Annotated in this window: 18 protein-coding genes; 14 read left to right on the top strand and 4 right to left on the bottom strand. The window is 32.7% G+C overall.

Annotation, left to right across the window (positions count from 1 at the left end):
* Positions 1-209: 209 nt before the first annotated feature.
* Positions 210-1,061, bottom strand: a complete 852-nt coding sequence (locus CLORY_RS19135; protein ID WP_079427511.1) for a thiamine pyrophosphate-dependent enzyme — start codon at positions 1,059-1,061, stop codon at positions 210-212.
* A 3-nt stretch (positions 1,062-1,064) separates the two neighbouring features.
* Entirely contained in the window at positions 1,065-2,732 is a 1,668-nt protein-coding gene (locus CLORY_RS19130) for a 2-oxoacid:acceptor oxidoreductase subunit alpha (protein ID WP_079427509.1), read from the bottom strand.
* Between the two features lie 398 nt (positions 2,733-3,130).
* On the opposite strand from CLORY_RS19130, the gene CLORY_RS19125 reads away from it, so the two are divergent.
* The 14 genes from CLORY_RS19125 to CLORY_RS19060 all read left to right on the top strand — a co-directional run bounded on the left by CLORY_RS19125 (position 3,131) and on the right by CLORY_RS19060 (position 20,276).
* Positions 3,131-3,874 carry a DeoR/GlpR family DNA-binding transcription regulator gene (locus CLORY_RS19125; protein WP_079427507.1) on the top strand — a complete coding sequence of 248 codons (744 nt, stop codon included), beginning with the start codon at positions 3,131-3,133 and terminating at the stop codon, positions 3,872-3,874.
* Between the two features lie 4 nt (positions 3,875-3,878).
* Complete coding sequence (pfkB, locus tag CLORY_RS19120) at positions 3,879-4,796, top strand: 1-phosphofructokinase (RefSeq protein WP_079427505.1); 918 nt, start codon at positions 3,879-3,881, stop codon at positions 4,794-4,796.
* An 11-nt stretch (positions 4,797-4,807) separates the two neighbouring features.
* Positions 4,808-6,676, top strand: a complete 1,869-nt coding sequence (locus CLORY_RS19115) for a PTS fructose transporter subunit IIABC (RefSeq protein ID WP_079427503.1) — start codon at positions 4,808-4,810, stop codon at positions 6,674-6,676.
* A gap of 89 nt (positions 6,677-6,765) precedes the next feature.
* The gene (locus CLORY_RS19110; RefSeq protein ID WP_079427501.1) at positions 6,766-7,026 is read left to right on the top strand and encodes an HPr family phosphocarrier protein; all 261 of its coding nucleotides are present in this window, start codon (positions 6,766-6,768) and stop codon (positions 7,024-7,026) included.
* 28 nt (positions 7,027-7,054) lie between these two features.
* Positions 7,055-8,764: a phosphoenolpyruvate--protein phosphotransferase gene (gene ptsP / locus CLORY_RS19105; protein WP_079427499.1), complete on the top strand. Its 1,710-nt coding sequence runs from the start codon at positions 7,055-7,057 to the stop codon at positions 8,762-8,764.
* A gap of 307 nt (positions 8,765-9,071) precedes the next feature.
* Positions 9,072-9,749: a response regulator transcription factor gene (locus CLORY_RS19100; protein WP_079427497.1), complete on the top strand. Its 678-nt coding sequence runs from the start codon at positions 9,072-9,074 to the stop codon at positions 9,747-9,749.
* A complete protein-coding gene (locus CLORY_RS19095) occupies positions 9,749-11,146 on the top strand; it encodes a HAMP domain-containing sensor histidine kinase (RefSeq protein WP_079427495.1) in 1,398 nt (465 codons plus the stop codon). Before CLORY_RS19100 ends, CLORY_RS19095 begins: the two co-directional genes overlap by 1 nt.
* A gap of 150 nt (positions 11,147-11,296) precedes the next feature.
* On the top strand, positions 11,297-12,274 hold the full coding sequence (locus CLORY_RS19090) for a glycosyltransferase family 2 protein (protein ID WP_423236533.1): 978 nt from the start codon (positions 11,297-11,299) through the stop codon (positions 12,272-12,274).
* A 10-nt stretch (positions 12,275-12,284) separates the two neighbouring features.
* On the top strand, positions 12,285-14,381 hold the full coding sequence (locus CLORY_RS19085; protein ID WP_079427493.1) for a glycosyltransferase family 39 protein: 2,097 nt from the start codon (positions 12,285-12,287) through the stop codon (positions 14,379-14,381).
* 258 nt (positions 14,382-14,639) lie between these two features.
* Positions 14,640-15,482, top strand: coding sequence for an aldo/keto reductase (locus CLORY_RS19080; protein ID WP_079427491.1), 843 nt, complete (start codon positions 14,640-14,642; stop codon positions 15,480-15,482).
* Between the two features lie 122 nt (positions 15,483-15,604).
* A complete protein-coding gene (locus CLORY_RS19075) occupies positions 15,605-15,904 on the top strand; it encodes a hypothetical protein (RefSeq protein ID WP_079427489.1) in 300 nt (99 codons plus the stop codon).
* A gap of 293 nt (positions 15,905-16,197) precedes the next feature.
* The gene (locus tag CLORY_RS19070; protein WP_169911690.1) at positions 16,198-18,315 is read left to right on the top strand and encodes an Ig-like domain-containing protein; all 2,118 of its coding nucleotides are present in this window, start codon (positions 16,198-16,200) and stop codon (positions 18,313-18,315) included.
* Positions 18,316-18,592: 277 nt separating this feature from the next.
* Entirely contained in the window at positions 18,593-19,081 is a 489-nt protein-coding gene (locus CLORY_RS19065) for a hypothetical protein (RefSeq protein WP_079427485.1), read from the top strand.
* 43 nt (positions 19,082-19,124) lie between these two features.
* Positions 19,125-20,276 (top strand): aminotransferase class V-fold PLP-dependent enzyme, encoded by a 1,152-nt coding sequence (locus CLORY_RS19060; protein WP_079427483.1) that lies wholly within the window; start codon positions 19,125-19,127, stop codon positions 20,274-20,276.
* 167 nt (positions 20,277-20,443) lie between these two features.
* Here the strand turns inward: CLORY_RS19060 and CLORY_RS19055 are convergent, their stop codons facing one another.
* The gene (locus CLORY_RS19055; protein ID WP_079427481.1) at positions 20,444-20,713 is read right to left on the bottom strand and encodes a spore coat protein; all 270 of its coding nucleotides are present in this window, start codon (positions 20,711-20,713) and stop codon (positions 20,444-20,446) included.
* Between the two features lie 14 nt (positions 20,714-20,727).
* On the bottom strand, positions 20,728-20,934 hold the full coding sequence (locus tag CLORY_RS19050) for a hypothetical protein (RefSeq protein WP_079427479.1): 207 nt from the start codon (positions 20,932-20,934) through the stop codon (positions 20,728-20,730).
* Between the last annotated feature and the right edge of the window lie 196 nt (positions 20,935-21,130).

Below are 21,130 nucleotides of genomic sequence, written 5' to 3'. Positions count from 1 at the left end.
AAATATTACTATCTTAAATATAGACACAAAAAAAAGTGTGTTTTCTTTCATATGGATCAAAAAGGATTAATGAAGGAATCATAATTTTAGATAATTATTTCCCGGTAAATATTGGAAATAAAAATATGTGAATTAATCTCTTAAAGAGTAAAAAAGGCTGCAATCGTAATTATCAAAACTAGTATACGAAGATTGCAGCCATTCCTTATTTATACAAGATTTGCTGTTAGTTTACTTATGATTGAGCTGTCTTCTGATACGTCTATCAATGGAATTCCTTGCGAAAGTACTTCATTTTTCTTAGAGAAGCTTTGTTTATTTTTCTCTAAATATAAAATACCTGTAGGAATACGCTCACCAAATTCCATTGATTTCTCTAAAGCTATGAGTTTATTGGATGGATCATAGCTCTCGTTAAGATGATAAACTCTATTTTTATAGTACGAGAATGTATTTATCTTATTAAACGATACACATGGCTGCAGTATATCCACCATAGCATAGCCATCATATTCAATAGCAGCTTTCATTATCTCAATAAGCTGCTGCATGTCTCCACTAAAAGCTCTTGCTACAAAACCTGCTCCTAATGTTATAGCTAAAGCAACTGGATTTAACGGATTATTTATATTACCAGAAACCTGAACCCCTGTTACAAATCCCAAGTCTGATGTAGGGGAGGCTTGCCCTTTCGTAAGTCCATAGATCTGATTATCGTGTATAAAATGAGTAATATTCACGTTTCTTCTTATATTGTGAATAAAATGATTTCCGCCTTCTCCATAGGAATCTCCATCTCCTGAATCTACAATTACTGTTAGATTGTCATTGGATAACTTTGCAGCTGCTGCTGCAGGAAGCGCTCTTCCGTGAAGTCCACAAAAGCTGTTTGCACTTATATACTGTGGAAGCTTTGCTGCTTGACCAATTCCTCCTACCATTAATACTTCATACGGATCTTTTCCAAGCTCATTTAGGGCTCTTTTTAAACTCTCAAGAATACTGAAATTACCGCAGCCTGGACACCAAGCCGTTTCATAGGTACAAAAATGTTCACTCATAACCTAGACCTCCTTTAGAATTCTTTCCACAATTTCTTCAGCTGTAATCTGCCTTCCATCATATTTCAGTATACGGGAGGTGCAGCTTATTCCTGTTTGTTCCCTAATCAAATCTGCAAATTGCCCTGTAGCATTCTGTTCAACATTGATAAGTTTCTTGGCTGTTTTTGACTTTTCATAAAGCAATCTAGTAGGTAGGGGATATACATCGCCGAAAAGCAGTGCACCATAGCTGCCATTACCTTTCAAGTTAAGTAGTTCCACAGCCTCTTTTATAGCGCCGTACGTTGAACCCCAGCCAAGCAGCAAGGTATCAGCATCAGACTTGCCAAAAAATTCCGGTTCCTCAAGTTCCTGTTTTAATCCTTCAAGCTTTCTCATGCGTTTATCCATCATCTGCTTTCTTACTTCAGCGGATTCAGTAATCCAGCCTCGTTCATCGTGCTCATCGCTGTCTGCAGTAACAAAATTTCTAGTTTTACCTGGTATTAGTCTTGGTGAAACTCCATTTTTAGTTATTTTATACCTAAGATACTCACCATCTTTTACTTCTAGCTTGCCTGACTTATATACTTTAACCCTGGATAAATCATATGGCTTAACAGAAGCCGCACCGTCTGCTAAATATTGATCACTAAGAATTATTACTGGCAATTGATATTTTTCAGCCATATTAAATGCTCTGATTGTTTGATAAAATGCATCTTTTATGGTCTTAATTGCAATAACCATCCTTGGAAATTCGCCTTGAGAAGCCGATATTACAAATTTAAGATCACTTTGTTCTGTTCTAGTAGGAAGTCCTGTAGTAGGACCAGGCCGTTGAACGTCTACTACAACTACAGGTATCTCAGCCATACCTGAAAGACCAAGAGCCTCTACCTTAAGTGAAAATCCTCCTCCTGAAGTTCCGGTCATAGCTCTCGCTCCTGCAAAAGATGCACCGATTGCCATGTTTATGCCGGCTATTTCGTCTTCTGCCTGTTCGACAAGTATATCTGCCTGTTTTGCTACCGAAGATAGATATTCAAGTATAGAAGTAGATGGTGACATTGGATATGCGCAGTAAAATTTAAGTCCAGCAGCAATAGCTCCTAAAGCTAATGAAGTATTGCCGTTTAAGAGAAGGTAATCAGAAAAATTTCCTTTAGTATATTTAAATCTTTGTTCAACACTTTCATAACCTTTAATTGCTGCTTTCAAATTCACATCATAATAATTTTCTTTTACAGATGACTTTAATACTTCTTCAACATTTTCTATCCCTAATCCGAAAAGTTTTAACACTGCTCCTATAGCAATAGTTCCTGATACTCTTGGATTTCCAAGTTCCTTTGCGATAGCTTTCATTGGTATCTTAATCACTCTATTTTCTTCAGTTTTAATGGTTTCATCACACAAGATAAAACCATTTTCGTTTAGTCTCTCTTTATGCAGCAGAGCAGTGTCCTCATTAAGTGCAATAATACAATCAATATTGGTGCTGTGAGAATTTACTTCTTCAGTTCCGAAACGTATAAGAGAAAAGTTGTGTCCGCCTCTTACCCTGGACATTAAGTCTTTAATTGTAAACACACTATAACCAGATTTTTTAATTAATTTTTCTAAGATAGCTCCGCTGGTATCTACGCCTTGTCCAGCCGCCCCACCTATAAGAATATTGTATCTCATTTCACATTCCTCCCATTTGAAATACTAACTACTAATTATTATCCATTTTAATTATGCACCCCAATAAAACTAGCTCTATTTATTCGTAACAGTTACTTATTAATATTAATTATCTATAAATAATAATATCACTTTTTGTAAAGTTTGTAAATAACCTTATCAATATGTTGTATTTACCAATATGCGCAAATAAACCGAGTTATTCCGCTAAAACTTATATGACAGAATAACTTCCTATAAATCCACGCATACTAACTTGAGAAATTTATCTATGCCAACAATTTGACCGTTTTTGACTGTTTTAATCGTATTATTAGATTTTTTTGATTGTAAGTGAATGATTTTGATTGACTGTGACTTAATCATAAACTATAATTGAGTCGTAGAGAGGTGATAATTTGTTAACAGAAGAACGGCACAAGGTGATACTGACAGCATTATCTCAAAAAGAAATTGCTAGTATTGCGGAATTAATGGAGCTTACAGACAGTTCTGAATCCACTATAAGACGTGATTTAACATTCTTAGAAAATGAGAACGCTTTAAAACGTGTCCATGGGGGGGCAGCTTTATTAAAAAAGAAATTTATAGAACCCAGCTATGACGAAAAACTAATTCAGAATATAGACGGTAAAAATCGTATAGCACAATATGCTGCTTCATTAATCGAAAATGGAGACTGTATATATATCGATGCAGGGACTACAACTTACGAGATGATAAAATATATTGATAAAAAAGATATTATCGTTGTTACTAATGGTCTTAAACATATAGATGCGCTTGTTGAAAAGGATATAAATTCATTTATAGTCGGCGGTAAAGTAAAAGCTCAAACAAAGGCTATTATTGGAGTAGATGCGTTAAATAGAATACAAAGTCTGAGATTCGATAAAGCTTTTATAGGTATTAATGGTGTTCATAAAAAGTATGGTTTTACCACTCCAGACACAGATGAGGCTGTTCTAAAAGAAGCTGCAATCAAATTTTCTGTTGAGGCTTTTGTGCTTGCAGATAAAAGTAAATTTGGAGAAATTGCTTTTGTGAAAGTAGCCGATTTAAATCATGCAACAATAATCACTGATGAAGAAGCTGATGAAGTTGCTAGATACAAGGAAAAGACAAAAATTAAGGTGGTGTAAATGAATGATTTATACAGTAACATTAAATCCTGCATTAGACTATATAGTTGAGTTACATACTTTGAATGCTGGAGAAGTGAATAGAGTAAACAATGATCATAAATACCCAGGCGGTAAGGGTATTAACGTGTCTAGAGTGCTAAATAATTTAAAAGTACCAAGTATAGCAACAGGATTTATTGGTGGATTTATTGGAGATTACATTGAAGCTTTTCTTAAAGAAGAAGGGGTAAATACAGATTTCATAAAAGTGTCGGGTGATACAAGAATCAATGTAAAGGTTAAATGCAGCGATGAAGAGACTGAGATAAATGGTGCCGGTCCTAAAATTGACAATCAAGATCTGAATAAGCTTTTTTCTAAGCTTGAGCAGCTAAATTCTGAGGATTTTCTAGTTTTGTCAGGCAATGTTCAGAAGACCCTTTCTCAGGACATATATGCTATTATCATGAGTAAATGTACAAAGAATGGCGTTAAGGTCATAGTCGACACTACTGGTAAGTCGTTGATTGATACTCTTAAATACAAGCCATTTCTTATAAAACCAAATAACCATGAACTAGGAGATATCTTTAATGTTAAAATAACTAGTCAAGAAGAAGTAATAACTTATGGTAAAAAACTAGTGGATATGGGATCAGAAAACATAATTATCTCCTTAGCAGAGAAAGGTTCTATATTAATAACAGCTAAGGGTATCTATAAAGCTACAGCTCCAAAAGGTATTGTAAAAAATTCTGTGGGTGCTGGAGATTCATTAATTGGAGGGTTATTGGCAAAGTATTCCCAAGGTATTGATATAGTAGAATCGTTTAGATGGGCTACTGCTACTGGGAGTGCTACAGCATTTTCTGTAGATCTGTGCAAAGAAGATTATGTATTGCAATTATTACCCCAAGTAAAAATATCGGAAATATACTAGGAGGATAAAAGATGAAAATAACAGAGTTACTAAGTAGTGATACAATCATCTTGAATTTAACAGCCGCATCAAAAGCTGAGGTTTTAGATGAGCTTATTAACAAACTTAACGACGCTGGTAAACTTGTGGATAAAGAAGAATTCAAAAACGCTATTTGGGCAAGAGAAAATCAATTTTCAACAGGTGTAGGTGACGGAGTAGCTATTCCTCATGCAAAAACATCAGCTGTAAAAAGTTCTGCTTTAGCTTTCGGCTATTCAGCGAACGGTGTAGATTATGATGCTTTAGATGGTAAACCTGTAAATATTATTTTTATGATTGCGGGAGAAGAAAATGCTGATAACGAGCATCTTGAAACACTATCAAGGTTGTCTGTTTTGCTTATGAACGAAGATTTTAGAAATAGACTAGTCACTGCAAAGACTGAAGATGAACTTTTATCTATAATAGACAAGGAAGAGAATAAAGAATCAGAAGAACAAGTTACTGATGTTACAGAAAAAGAGCGTTTCATTCTGGCTGTGACAGCATGTCCTACAGGAATAGCTCACACATATATGGCAGAAGACTCACTAAAAAATAGAGCTAAGGAGATGGGCATTAATATAAAAGTTGAAACCAATGGTTCTGTAGGAATAAAAAATGGACTTACAAAAGATGAAATAGAAAAAGCAGATGGAATAATAGTTGCTGCTGACAAGCAAGTAGAAATGTCCAGATTTGAAGGAAAGAAAGTAGTTATCGTTCCAGTAGCAAAAGCAATAAAAAGTGCTGAGGAACTAATAAATAAAGCTGCTAACGGAGATGCCCCTATATACCATCACACTCAAAAATCCGAAGATGAATCATCAGAAAAGAGCAGTAGTGGTGCAGGAATTTATAAACACTTAATGAATGGTGTTTCCAATATGCTTCCATTTGTCGTTGGAGGCGGAATACTTATTGCTATATCATTTATTTTCGGTATTAAAGCCTATGATCCACACAGTGCGTCATATAATCCTTTTGCAAAGCTTCTTATGGATATCGGAAGCAATAATGCTTTTAAACTTATGGTTCCAGTGTTAGCTGGTTTCATTGGATTAAGTATCGCAGATAGACCTGGATTTGCACCTGCAATGGTAGGCGGATATATTGCAGCAACTAGTGGAGCAGGTTTTCTTGGCGGACTTGTCGCTGGTTTTCTTGGCGGGTATTGTGTACTGCTGCTTAAGAAGATTTTTGATAAGCTTCCAAAGTCACTTGAAGGTATAAAACCTGTTTTATTATACCCACTATTGGGAATATTCATAACCGGTGCAATTATGCTATTAATTGTTGTAAAACCATTAAATGAACTAAACCTCTTAGTTAGTCATCTATTGAATTCCATGGGAACTACAAATAAGGTTCTCTTAGGGTTAGTGCTTGGCGGAATGATGGCAATTGATATGGGGGGACCGATAAACAAAGCTGCTTTTACATTTGGTATAGCAATGATAGGTGCAGGAAATTATACTCCTCATGCAGCTATAATGGCAGGAGGAATGGTACCGCCACTTGGAGTTGCAATAGCAACAACCATTTTCAAAAATAAATTTACAGATAAACAGCGAGATGCTGGTAAAACTTGTTACATCATGGGGGCAGCATTTATCACTGAGGGAGTTATTCCTTTTGCAGCGGAGGATCCTGCAAGAGTTATCCCAGCAGCAATAGCAGGTTCAGCAGTAGCAGGAGCATTAAGTATGGCATTTAATATAGGGCTTCCTGCACCTCATGGTGGAATATTTGTAGTTCCTATAGTATACGGGAATCCATTATTGTACTTACTCGCAATAATAATAGGCTCATTAGTAACTGCTGCAATTTTAGGTTTGCTAAAAAAAACTGTTAAATAATAATTATTTATTAGTATATTTTTATAGTATATACAAACAATTTAAAATATATTTATATCATTTTAATGAAATTTTAGGAGGACGAAAGAATGGAAAAAAAAGTTTCAATAATAAACGAAAGTGGACTTCACATAAGACCTGCTAGTAACTTTGTAAAAGTAGCAAGCAAATACAAGTCAAACATAGAGATAATTTACGGAAACAGTAAGATAAACGGTAAATCAATTATGGGAATTATGAGCCTAGGAGTTACTAAAGGTAACGAAATCATTATTTCTGCCAAAGGCGAAGATGAAGAAAAGGCTTTAAATGAATTAGTTGAACTAGTTGAAAATGGTTTTGGAGAATAATAAAATCTATATATAAGAAGGTGAAATAATGCTTAAAGGAACTAGTGCTTCGCCTGGAGTTGCTATGGGAAATGTCCTTGTTGTCAAAAAGCAGCAAATAGAGATAGCTAAAAAGCTGATTCAGGATATTGAAGCCGAGAAGAAAAGATTATCAGATGCAGTAGAAAAATCAAAAATACAGCTTAATGATGTTAAAGAAAAGGCTTTAGGTTCAATGGAAAGCGACAAAGCACAAATATTTGAAGCACATTTAATGGTACTAGAAGATCCTGAGCTTATAGATGCTTCCATGAAAAAAATTGAAGCTGAGAAAATCAACGCAGAATACGCTATAGATTCAATAGAAAATATGTATTTAGCTATATTTGCAGATATGGAAGATGAATATATGAAAGAAAGAGCTGCAGATATAAAAGATGTCTGCAGCAGAATTAAAATGAATATTCTTGGTATAGAATCTACTGATTTATCTGCACTTGATAAAGAAGTGATTATAGTAGCACATGATCTTACCCCATCGGATACGGCAACCATGGGCAGAGAGAAAGTACTTGGCTTTCTAACTGATGTAGGTGGAAGAACTTCTCACAGTGCTATTATGGCTAGAACTCTTCAAATTCCTGCAGTGGTTGGATTGAAGGACATCACTTCCCGAATAAATGACAATGATTATATAATATTTAATGGAGAGACCGGTGAAGTTATTATTAATCCCTCTTCTGAAGAAATAGAAAAATATAAAAAGCTAAAGAGTGACTATGAGCAAAACATAAAGGCTCTAGGCAGTTTTATCGACAGAGAAACAATGACCACAGATGGAAGAAAAGTAGAAATAGCTGCTAATATTGGTACGCCTAAAGACGTAACTGCAGTATTAAAAAATGGTGCCGAAGGTGTTGGCTTATACAGAACAGAGTTTTTATATATGGACAGATCCACAATGCCTACTGAGGAAGAACAATTCGAAGCTTACAGTGAAGTACTTAAATCCATGAGTCCAAGACCTGTAATTATAAGGACTCTCGATATTGGTGGCGATAAGAAATTACCTTACCTTGAAATTGATGAAGAAATGAATCCTTTTCTAGGTCTTAGAGCGATAAGATTATGTTTAGATAGAAAAGATATATTTAAGACCCAACTAAGAGCTCTATTAAGAGCTAGCGTTTATGGAAACCTGAGAATTATGTTTCCTATGATTTCGAATGTCAGTGAATTATTGGAAGCTAAATCAATAATAGAAGAAATAAAAGCTGAATTTGATGCAGATGATATTCCTTATTCTAAAGACTATCAAGTCGGTATAATGATTGAAGTTCCAGCTGCTGCAATGATATCAGATTTATTAGCAAAGCATGTGGATTTCTTCAGTATAGGAACAAATGATTTAATACAATATACCTGTGCTGTGGATAGAATGAATGAAAAAATAAGCTACTTATACAATCCGTTCAACCCAGCTGTTTTAAGGTTAATAAAACTTGTCATAGATAATGCTCATAAGGCTGGGAAATGGGTTGGCATGTGCGGTGAAGCGGCAGGAGATGTTAGTTTGATCCCTATACTTTTAGGAATGGGACTCGACGAGTTCAGTATGAGTCCGATATCTATTCTTCCAGCTAGAAAAACTATATGTTCACTCAATTACGATGATATGAAAAATCTAATTGAAAGAATTAACGATATAGAAACTCCTGAAGAAATAAAAGCATATACTGAAAAAACTATTAATAAATAGATCTATACTAAAAAGTATTCTTTACTAATATTTAATTTAGGGTGAGATTAACCGTCGAAAGTATCTTTCAACCGATACAGGTCAATCTCTCCCTTTTTAGTGTTGAAGATTTTATTTATTATTTCATAGCCTACGAAAATCAATTTTCTTCCCTTTTACTATCGCAGAGGCTTACCTTTAGATAAATCAAAGTACCACAAAAAACACATTATTTTCACATAATTTTGGTAAAATTTTATGCTAATATAAAAGTATATATCTCACCTAAGCAATAGCTTAATGAAAAACTGTAATTGAGGTGATGTGCTTGTCAAAAAAAATTTATCTTGTGGAAGATGAGAAAAGTTTAAATATACTATTGGAAAAGTATTTAGTTCGTGAAGGTTATGAAGTTGTATCTTTCTCAAATGGAGAGGAAGCCTCAGCCAGCATAGATGATATACCAGATCTTTGGATTCTAGATATAATGCTACCGGGTATAGATGGTTACGAGCTAATTAAAAGGATAAAAGCTAAATATAAGAATATCCCTGTTATTTTTATGTCTGCTAGAAATGAAGAGCTTGATAGAGTTGTTGGTTTAGAACTTGGAAGTGATGATTATCTATCAAAACCTTTTTTACCAAGAGAACTTATCATAAGAACAAATAGACTATTTGAAAGAATTTGTGAAAAAGAAAAAAAAATAAAAAATTTTGAAACAATTACTATTAAAAATTACAAGCTAAGCAAAAATCAGAGGGCAGTATTTCTAAACGATTCTGAACTGCAGCTTACAAATAAAGAGTTTGAATTATTAAGCTATTTTGCAGAGAACAAAAACAGACTGATTTCAAGAGAACAGATTTTAAATTATGTTTGGGGAAAAGATTATTTTGGATCCGATAGGGTAGTAGATGATACCATCCGGAGACTCAGGAAAAAATTAGACCAATTGAAACTGGAAACGGTTTATGGATATGGCTATAAGCTGGTGGTAAAATAATGAAATTACTTAAATTTAAGTCCTTAACAATGCGAATATGGACTACCTTTACATCTATAATTTTAATAATAGTTATAAGTATATCGCTGATATATATCCTTGCTTACAGAAGAATTAATCAAGATGCAAAAGCTCATGATTTAAAAGTTGCCCATGATATATTGCTTCAGAACAAAAATTTTAATGAGCCTAATAATTTCGGTGAACTCAAAAATCTTATTGGAAGTGAACATTTTGTTTATAGTATCATAAGCAGAAAGACTATAAATATAAAAAGAATTGACAGATCCGCTCCTATCGAACCAGAAGATTATATGCATAAATCAATTGTGCCACCGCCTATTAATGATAAAAGGATATTAGATTTAGAAAATTGGATGGCTAGCTTCATAAATAAAAGCAAAGTACACGATTTGCAGCTCAGAAGAGTTTACAACGGGAAAAAGTTTATTTTTATAATCAGTTCCATGACAGGTTATAGTCCTAAAAACAGCTATTTAATATCCTACATACCTGAAATTCAAGATAATTCTATATTATATCTTGTTATTACCATCGGCTTTGTATTCATCTGTATAGGCTTTTTTACATCTAAAATAGTAGCTAATTACATTTCAAAGCCTCTTAAAGAGTTAGAAGCTTTCACAATAAGGATTTCTCAAAAAGATTGGAACAAGCCAATTGAAATCAAAAACGAAGATGAAATCGGCAGACTTGCTGCCTCCATGAATAGAATGCAACGAGAATTAAAATTAGCTGATGATGAAGAAAAAATGTTCTTGCAAAGCATATCCCATGATTTAAAAACTCCTGTTATGGTGATAATGAGCCATGCTGATGCCATCATCGATGGAGTATATATTGATTCTGTCGAAAAAACAGCTGAAATAATAAAAAATGAATCAATTAGACTTAATAAAAAAGTTAAACAGCTGCTTTATTTAAATACTCTTAACTATGTACTTGAAAACGATGAAGAAAATATAAAAATCAATCTAAAACAACTGCTGTTAGATATAATAAATCGTTTTGAAATAATTAACAGCGCTATAGAATGGGATTTACAACTTAACAATGCACTCATAACTGCTAATTTAGAAAAAATACAGGTTTGCATAGAAAATATTTTAGATAACAGTCTGAGATATTGTTACAGAAAAATTTCGGTTTCGCTGGAATTACAAAAAACATTTGCAGTAATTAAAATTTATAATGACGGACCTACTATAGATAAAATACATTTAAACAAAATTTTTAATAACCTTTATAAGGATAAAACCGGCAATTTTGGACTAGGACTAGCTATAAGCAAAAAGATAATTACTTTTTATAAAGGCTCAATAAAGGCTCAAAACCATTCAAAAGGAGTTAGTTTTATAATTAAACTACCACAATAAGCTATTTTTAGTTAAAAGCAGGCATTTTCCGCCCGATGAAGTTTTATCATACTTCCTTTATCACATAAAAATCACATAAAGTTTTGATATTAATTTTACATTCTTTGTTTATAATTCTAATATGAACTTCAAAAGGAGTGTGGATTATATATGGTTAATAGTATGAACAACATAATTTACTCCATAATAGTGCCTTTGTACAATGAAGCAGCAGTACTTAGCGCCACTTATACAAGAATTAAAGAAGTTATGGATTCAACTAAAGAAAATTACGAAATCATTTTTGTTAATGACGGAAGCGAAGATAACACAAGAAATATAGCTGAAGCAATATGCAAAATTGATATAAAAATCAAGCTGCTTAACTTTTCCAGAAATTTTGGCCACCAGGCAGCTATAACTGCTGGAATGGCACATTCAAAGGGATCAGCAGTAGTTGTAATAGATGCTGACCTTCAAGATCCTCCTGAAGTTATATTGGAAATGATTAAGAAATGGAAAGAAGGATATCAAGTTGTTTATGGTAAACGAGCTAAAAGAGAAAATGAGACTTTTTTTAAAGCATTTACTGCAGGCATTTACTATCGATTTTTAAGTTGCATGGCATCCATAGATATTCCTGTAGATACCGGAGATTTTAGATTGGTAGACAGAATTGTATGCGATATACTAACAGCTCTGCCTGAAAAAAACAGGTATATTAGAGGATTAGTAAGTTGGGTAGGTTTTAAGCAGACTAGCGTAGAGTATATTAGAAAAGGAAGATTTGCAGGCGAAAGCAAATATCCATTAAGAAAAATGATCAAGCTAGCTTTAGATGGTATAACTTCCTTTTCAACTAAACCATTGATGTTTCCATGCTATTTGGGTACCATCTTATTTTTTATCGGTATGATTTCATCTACAGTCATAGCTGTAAATAATCTCTTTCTAGGTAATCCAGCAGTAAACCTAAACCTTATATTAAGTATCACTATTCTTCTCTTTGGCTTGCTTTTTTGCAGCATTGGAATAATGGGGCAGTATTTAGGAAGAGTTTTTGATGAAAGTAAAGACAGACCTCTCTATATATTGAATGAAAGCACAAATTACAATACTAAAGAAAAAAATAAAGAACTAAGCATATAGGAGGTCAAAAATGAAAAAAATAAATATTAAAATTACTAAAGAGAATATAATTTTGATTTTGATTTTACTATTATCTTCGGTTCTTAACTTAGCAAATCTGACTATAGAGGGTTATGCTAATCAGTATTACGCTGCTGGGGTTAGAAGCATGACTCTAAACCTTAAAAATTTTTTCTTTGTATCCTTTGATCCAGCTGGTTTTGTAAGCATTGACAAGCCTCCGCTTGGTTTCTGGATTCAAGCTATATCCGCTAAAATTTTTGGTTACAGCGGTTGGAGTATAATATTGCCTCAAGCCATTGCAGGTGTAATTTCCGTTTGGCTAATATACAAAATAGTAAAAAAATCTTTTGGAACTATAGCTGGACTTATCTCCGCATTCTGCCTTGCTGTCACACCTGTATTTGTTGCAGTAAGCCGTAATAACACTATAGATAATTTATTAGTAATGACACTGCTTTTAGCGTGTTTAGCGCTATCTGCTGCAGTTGAAAAAGGTAAAACTAGATACTTGCTAGTCTGTATGGCTCTTATTGGTATAGGCTTTAATATAAAAATGTTACAGGCCTATATGGTTGGACCTGCAGTTTACATAACCTATTTGCTATGTGCTGGCACAACGATCAAAAAAAGAATTATTAATCTCGTAATTGGTAGTGTACTTCTTTTAACTGTATCTCTTTCTTGGGCATTCGTAGTAGATTTAGTTCCAGCTAGCGCAAGACCTTATGTTGACAGCAGTACAAACAATACAGTAATGGAGTTAATTATAGGGCATAATGGTCTTGAAAGACTCGGTTTTAGCAGTTCTTCATCAGGCAAAGGTGGAAATGTTCCTGAAAGTAGTCAAAATGACAAAAATCAAGGTACACCTCCTAGCTCTAAAAAACAGAAAGAATATTCAATTAATAGATTCAATGGAAAAACTCCTGCACCTCCAAAAGGTAAAATGCAGATGCCAGGAAAAGGAGGCAGAAGAGGTGCAGCCGGTAACAGCACTTTTGGAGGTTCAGAGAACCCCAGTATAATAAGATTATTTTCAAATAACAGTTTATCAGATCAGATAATATGGCTGCTGCCGGTTGCCCTAATAGGTTCCATAGCTGCATTTATAAAAGAGAGAAAACTTTCTACCATAAAAGATAAGAAGAAATGTGCTTTATTACTGTGGTTAATGTGGTTAGTACCAGTGTTTATATATTTCAGCTATACTACAGGAACATTTCACCCTTATTATCTTACAATGCTAGCACCCCCTATTTCGGCATTAGCCGGTATAGGACTAGTGTCTATGTGGAGTTTATATAAAGACGGTAGCTGGAAGGCTTTATTTTTACCGATGTCATTAATTGCAAACAGCGCCTTACAGCTGCTACTGCTATCGTATAATAGTAGTTATCTGATAGCTAAGATATTATTTATTCTTATAAGTTTATCAGGTATTATTTGTTCAGTTCTTCTAATTATATTCAAGTTGAGACCTATAGTATTAAAAGAGAAGAAATTGTATATGCTCATACTATCAATATTTATAAATCTTAGTATTTGTCCATTAGTATGGTCTGCAACAACAGTATTTTATGAAAGTAATGGTAGTTTTCCTTCTGCAGGTCCATCATTAATTGGTTCTCACAGAGCTGGCAGCGTACCAGCTAATAGAAGTATAGCTGAAAACAGTTCTACTGAAAAACTTGTTAAATACTTAAAAGCTCATAAAACTAAAGAAAAATATTTGCTAGCTGTTACCTCTACAAATACTTATGCTTCAGAAATAATCATAAAAACTGGTGAACCAGTAATGGCTTTAGGTGGATTTCTAGGCTCAGATAATATATTAACTCTAAATGAATTTAAACAACTTGTACAAAAAGGGCAGCTTAGGTATGCAATCGTAGGCGGCCAAGGTGGAGAAACTAATAGTACAATTTCAAATTGGATTGTTAAAAACGGAGCTAAAGTAAACAGCAGTGCTTGGAATGACTCTATACCTGTCAACGCATCCTCAAAACAAAATAATAGAAATAATTTAAAAAACAGCAAACTAAAGGCAGGCATTGGATTTGGTAATCAGCAATCTCTTCAGCTATATGATTTAAAAAGTAAGTAAAAAATCTCAATCAGAATAGTCTATTATTATTCCATAGATTATTCTGGTTTTTTGTTATATAATTTCATTTACAAGATATAATATTAACAATATATAGTATTACTGGTAACTTTTCCAATAGAAAATAAAGTTGTATTGTTAAAATTGCTTATTAAAGGTTATAATTAATATATAAGATTTTTATTTATATGTTTATCAAATTTTATAAAATATATAAATTTAGATTTCTTACATAATATTTTAAAGGAGGTTTTTCTAATGCCCAAAAATTTACAGGATACTGTGACTTTATATAATGGAGTAAAAATGCCATGGTTAGGTCTCGGAGTCTTTAAGGTTCCTAATGGAGAAACTGTAATAAATTCAGTAAAAACTGCGATTAAGTATGGATACAGAAGCATAGATGGCGCCGCTGCCTACGATAACGAGGAAGGTATGGGTAAAGGTATCACCGAAGGAATAAAAGAAGCTGGAATAAAAAGAGAGGACTTATTTATAACTTCAAAGGTATGGAATTCTGATTTAAGAGCTGGAACAACTAAAAAAGCTTTTGAATCCACACTAAAAAAGCTTGGTCTTGATTATTTGGATTTGTATCTTATTCACTGGCCTGTAAAAGGTAAATATAAGGAAGCCTGGAAGGTTTTAGAATCACTATACAAAGAAAAAAGAATCAGAGCCATTGGGGTAAGTAACTTTCAGGTACACCATCTAAAAGATTTAATGCAGGATGCTGAAATAAAGCCAATGGTAAATCAGGTAGAATATCACCCTCGTCTTACACAGTTAGAAGTAAAACCATTTTGCGAAGAAAATGAAATACAACTTGAAGCTTGGTCTCCACTGATGCAGGGCAGACTTTTAGATAATGGAATAATAAATAAGCTTGCTTCTAAGTATAATAAAACTGCTGCTCAGATTATTTTACGCTGGGATTTACAAACAGGTGTTGTTACCATACCGAAATCCACAAAAGAAAAAAGGATTATTGAAAATGCATCTATATTTGATTTTGAACTCTCTGTAGAAGATTTAGCTGAAATATCTAGTTTAAATCGAAATAAAAGAGTTGGATCTGATCCTGATACATTTAAATTTTGATAAATTGATTCGTCTAGAATAGAACACTCTTTAGCTGCTAAAGCATATCATAGCTAATTAAAAGAGATATATTATCACTTTTAACATAATTGCATATTATATAATTATTAAAGGAAAAGGATATGAATGATATGGAAAATAAGACCTATACATTAGTTTTAGTCTCAGTAGATGTAACAAAGGATACTTTAGTAAAATCCAGTACAGATCTAATTGTAATTCCATATATTCCGATTCCAATTAGAAATTGTTTATATAAATATGTTTACATTTGGACTATAGATGGAGAAGCATTCTGGGTATATCTAACACATGTAGATACAGATTATGCTATGGGATACAAATGGATTAATAATGCATGGCAGTATTTTCAGATAGAACATTTTAAAATTGATTCCTATAAGTGTTTCTCTGAAAACTGAACATATGATTAGAAGTAATGTAAAACAAATATCCAACTGCATAAAAATCAGAATATAGTAAATTAGCTTAAAATTGTATAAGTAATAATTTTATAAAAAAAGTCCAACAAAAATAGAAGATTTATTTTTGTTGGACTTTTTTTTAATCATATTGCTATTTTAACAAGATAATATGTGAAGTAAATAGAAGTATTTCCTTTTGAAATCTCAGGTTACATAAACATCCATTCAATTTTTATATCATAGGAAACGATAATACTTGTACATATATTATAGACAAGGAGATGAGGCCTTTGAAGAAATGGAAGAGTACTTTATTACTTACATTAACACTCTCCTTTGGATCTGCAGCTAATACAGTTAATGTACAAGCAGTATCACTTCCGCCTAGAATGGCTTTAGACACAGTAAAAAACTATATGTCAGTAGATGGAAGCAAGCTTGATATAAAAGGATGGGCAATAAATTCTACCGGAATAAATAAGATAAAAGTATTTATAAATGATAACTATTTTTCAAGAGCTGCATATGGGGCTTTACGTACTGATGTAAGAAAAGCTTATCCAACCTATAAGAATTCAGGAAATAGTGGATATTTGTATTCATTAAAATTGAATAATTATTCACCCAGCACTTATAAATTGACTGTAAAAGCTATTGGAAATGATAATAAAATAAGTTCAATAACCAGATATATTAAAATTGTTTCATCAATAAAATATAGACTTGAAAGTATTACAGAAAATATGAATATAACTAAAAATTCAGTAGCTGTAAAAGGTTGGGCAATAAGTAGATATGGAATAAAGTCAGTAAAGATTTTAGTAGATGATAAGTTTATTGGTTATGCTTCGTATGGATTAACACGCAGCGATGTAAAAAATACTTATACTGAGTATATCAATGCAGATAAGTCTGGATATAACTATGCATTAAATTTAGACAACCTAGTAAACGGTAAACACAAAATAACTGTTCAAATTATAGACAATCGTAATACTTCTAAAATCATTAACAGATATGTAAATATATTAGAAAAAAGTTCTTCAGATTGGGGAAAAATATTTTTAGAAAGTCGGAAAACTGATATTAATAGTGATTCAATATATGTTAAAGGATGGTTTATTAGTAAAACTGGCTTGGAAAATGTAAATATTTATCTAGATAATGAACTTGAAGGTACTGCTGATTCAGGACTCATAAGAAATGATGTGGCAGCAGCATATCCTGAATATCCTCAGCAATATGCATCCCAAAGCGGTTTTTCTTATAATATAGATATTAATAACATAGCGCCTGGCAGACATGTTCTTAAAATTATAGGTACTGATAGAACTGGGCGAACTCTATACTTAATTAGAACCATAAATATAATAAAAAAAGCTTCTAAACTATGCATTGATGCGCCTAAAAATAATTCTATACTAGATAATAAGCCTATTGATATAAAAGGTTGGGCATTAAATGCTTCTGGCGTTAGCAAAGTCCAAGTCAGCGTTGACGGGAATTATGTAGGTGACGCTTCAATAGGAATTTCAAGACCTGATGTCGATTTAAAATACAGTGGTTATAGATTTGGAAGCAGCAGTGGATATTTATACTCTTTAGATACAAGCAAAATATCTCCAGGTTTACATAGTATAACTGTTAAAGCTATTGGGTACGATGGAACTTCTTACTCAAAAACTCTTTCAATAAATATGTATGGTCATGTAAGCTACAGAAATTATCCTACTACTTTAGATAACTTCGTTAATATGCAATTTAACAAAGGCGGTAATGTGACTTTTAGCAGGCATTCATCACCAGCATCAAAAGAACAGATAGCTTACTATATGAATCCAGAAAATTTTATTAATTCAGTCAGCGGAAAATATATGTTTTTGAAACTCAGCTACAATGAAGGAATTACAGTAAAAGACCTGAATACTGTTCTAAGAGGTAAGGGAATATTAGAGGGAATGGGACAGGCGTACTTAGATGCAGGTATAGCAAATAATGTTAATCCTGTTTATTTAGTTGCACATTCACTGCTTGAAACTGGAAACGGTACTTCAGCTTTATCTAATGGATCAATTACAGTTAATGGCCAAAGTATCTATAATGTATATGGAATAGGCGCCTTTGATAGTGATCCTGATGGGGCAGGTTCGAAGTCAGCTTATAGCCAACAATGGTTTTCTGTAGAGGAAGCAATAAAAGGTGGTGCAAAATTCATTTCATCTTACTACATAAATAATAAATACACGCCACAGGATACACTTTATGAAATGCGCTGGAACTATGATAACATCTACCATCAATATGCTACAGATATTTCTTGGGCAAATAAGCAGGTTTATAATATAAAAAAACTTGTTGATATGATGCAAAATTCATCCTTTTATTACGAGATTCCAATATATAAGTAATTGATATTCAATAACAGAGACCTTAAGATTTAGCGCTAATTTTCTTTACCTTTCAATATAAACATATAAGCATGATAACAAAATCCAGCTTTGAGCTGGATCTTTCTGTTTTATTCTGAGCTATTTAACATGACAAAGTGATTTAAAACTCTTATAATAAATTTTGAGGTGTTAATTACTTACTTATAAGCAAGAATACAGTCTTCTATAAAATTGTATCAAATGGTGATTGATTACAATAAGCTAATATAAAAAACTACAATTTTAGGTGACTGTTATGAGGTATTATAGAAAATATTTTGAGAAGCTATACAGACTTGATTTAAATTATATAGAAAACAATTTTGAATATTTAGGCGAGGGTATAAGCCGTAAGGTTTATGCAATAGATGACAACTTAGTGATGAAAATATCTAAGGGTATAGAAGGGCTTTATCAGAATAAAGTGGAGCATTATGTATTTAAAAATGCTGGAGATCAATATTCAAAATATATTTGCCCGATAGTCTGGTTCAGACCTGACTTTCTGATTATGCCAAGGGCGGTCCCTCTTTCTGCATATACTCGTTCTAAAAAGGTAAATCTAAAAGCGATACGTAGCGAAGCTGAAGCTTATAACGATATTTTAAATTTCACTCAAAAATTCTATATGCTTCCGGAAGATATAGAAGCTACCAGTTCCTGGGGGCTTGTAAACTCAGTACCGGTACTTATAGATTACGGATGTACAAGTGAAAAAGGTGATAGATTTTACGACATGCTTTAATGAATATTTTAAATAACAAGTGATAGATTAAGGAGCAAATAAAATGGATTTTTTTTATGCAGATAATGCAGCTACATCTTATCCAAAACCAAAAGAAGTAGCTGACAGTATTACGAATTATTTAGTAAATATAGGAGCAAATGTTGGCAGGGGTAGTTACAAGAGAGCTATCTCTGCCAGCAATACCGTATATGAAACAAGAGAACTTTTATGCGAGCTTTTTAACTTTAACGAACCTATGAATGTTATATTCACGTCCAATATTACAGAAAGCATTAATATAATCATTAAAGGTTTTTTAAAGTCTGGCGACCATGCACTAGTGTCATCAATGGAGCATAATGCTGTTATGAGATCTTTGTCTTCACTTTCAAAATCCGAAGTAGACTACAGCATTGCAAAATGCAGTAAGGAAGGTTTTATAGATATAAATGATCTTGTAAGTAAAATAAAGTCAAATACAAAGCTCATAATAATAAACCACGTGTCAAACGTTTCCGGATCAATACAAAAAATACAAGAGATTTCAAAAATAGCAAATCAACGTAATATTGCGTTTGTTATAGATAGCGCTCAAAGTGCAGGTGTGCTTCCAATAGATTTCAAGCAGCTTAATTTAGCGGCTCTTCCATTTACAGGACATAAAGGACTTTTGGGACCCGAAGGTACGGGAGGATTGTTGCTCACTAATGAAATGGCACAGGCCATAAATCCGTTAAAATATGGCGGCACAGGCAGTGATTCCAGTAATATTTATCAACCAGACATCATGCCGGATAAATTCGAAAGCGGCACATTGAATATCCCTGGTATATTCGGATTAAATGCAGCCTTAAAATTTATAAAAAGAGAAGGCATTAATAACATACTTTCCCATGAATTAGAAATAGGAACTCTTTTTCTGAACAATATACTTAATATTTCTAATATTGTTCTCCACGGTCCTAGAGATATGGAAAGCAGATTATCCGTTTTTTCAATTACATTCAAAAATATAGATAATTCTGAAGCCGCTTATCTTCTAGATAAAGATTATAATATAATGACAAGATGCGGACTGCACTGCTCTCCACTAGCACACAAGACACTTGAGACCTATCCCGGAGGAACAATAAGATTTAGCTTTGGGTATTTTAGTAATAAAACTGATATAGACTATATCAGTGAATGCCTATTGAAGCTGTCTAAAAATTAGGCTTTGTAGTTATATAGAAGCGTCAATATTATTAAAAGTGACAAGTCCTAGTGAAAAGCTACTTAAATACGAAAAAGGCTTTTCACTATTACTTGTCACTATATATTTTCATTGGAAATACTATATAAAATCTTATATATTGAAAAGTTTACATAATTTTTATATAACTATGAAAGACTGCCCATCATCTGATTTGACTTATCTTTTAATTGTTGAACTTCATTATCTGGAGCTTGTTTGATGTTATACCAGCCTTTTTGTCTCATTGCATCAAATACTTTATATTGTATATCCTCTGCAGCTTTAAAATTATTTACGAGTGTATTTCTTAAATTTTCACAGGAAGTTTCTGTTATACCAGTACTATATGCTGAAATAACTTGCTTTTCTGTGGTTAGTAAATCATGAAGTATATCCTGATCTGATAAGTTAGCCATCTTAAATTCCTCCTTTACTGGTGTGAATCAAGGTAATTTTTTAAATTAGTAAAATTCTGTTTATGAACTGCAGCAGCTTCATTGCATAAATTCTTTATCTGAGCATCAGTACATCTAGATTCGCAATCTTTATATTTTTTGTTCATTAAACTTTCATAGGTTATTTGATCACTGAGAACCTTCAGATTGGGTGCATCTAGTTTTTTATCTCCATTATTCATCTTTTTCCCCTCCAATTGCTTTAAAATTTGCTACACATTTATTATTTACATAAGTCCTTAAAATATAGGTTGAAATATTTTCTATTATGTTTGTACAACACAAATTAAAATTAGGTAACATGTCAAAATAGCAGGATTAACAAATTGTTTGGCAGTTACATTCTTTAAATTCTGTACTTCATTAAAAATAAAAACC

Origin of the sequence: Clostridium oryzae (assembly GCF_002029235.1) — a bacterium.
GTDB lineage: Bacteria > Bacillota > Clostridia > Clostridiales > Clostridiaceae > Clostridium_AE > Clostridium_AE oryzae.
This window is presented reverse-complemented; position numbering and strand designations above follow the sequence as displayed.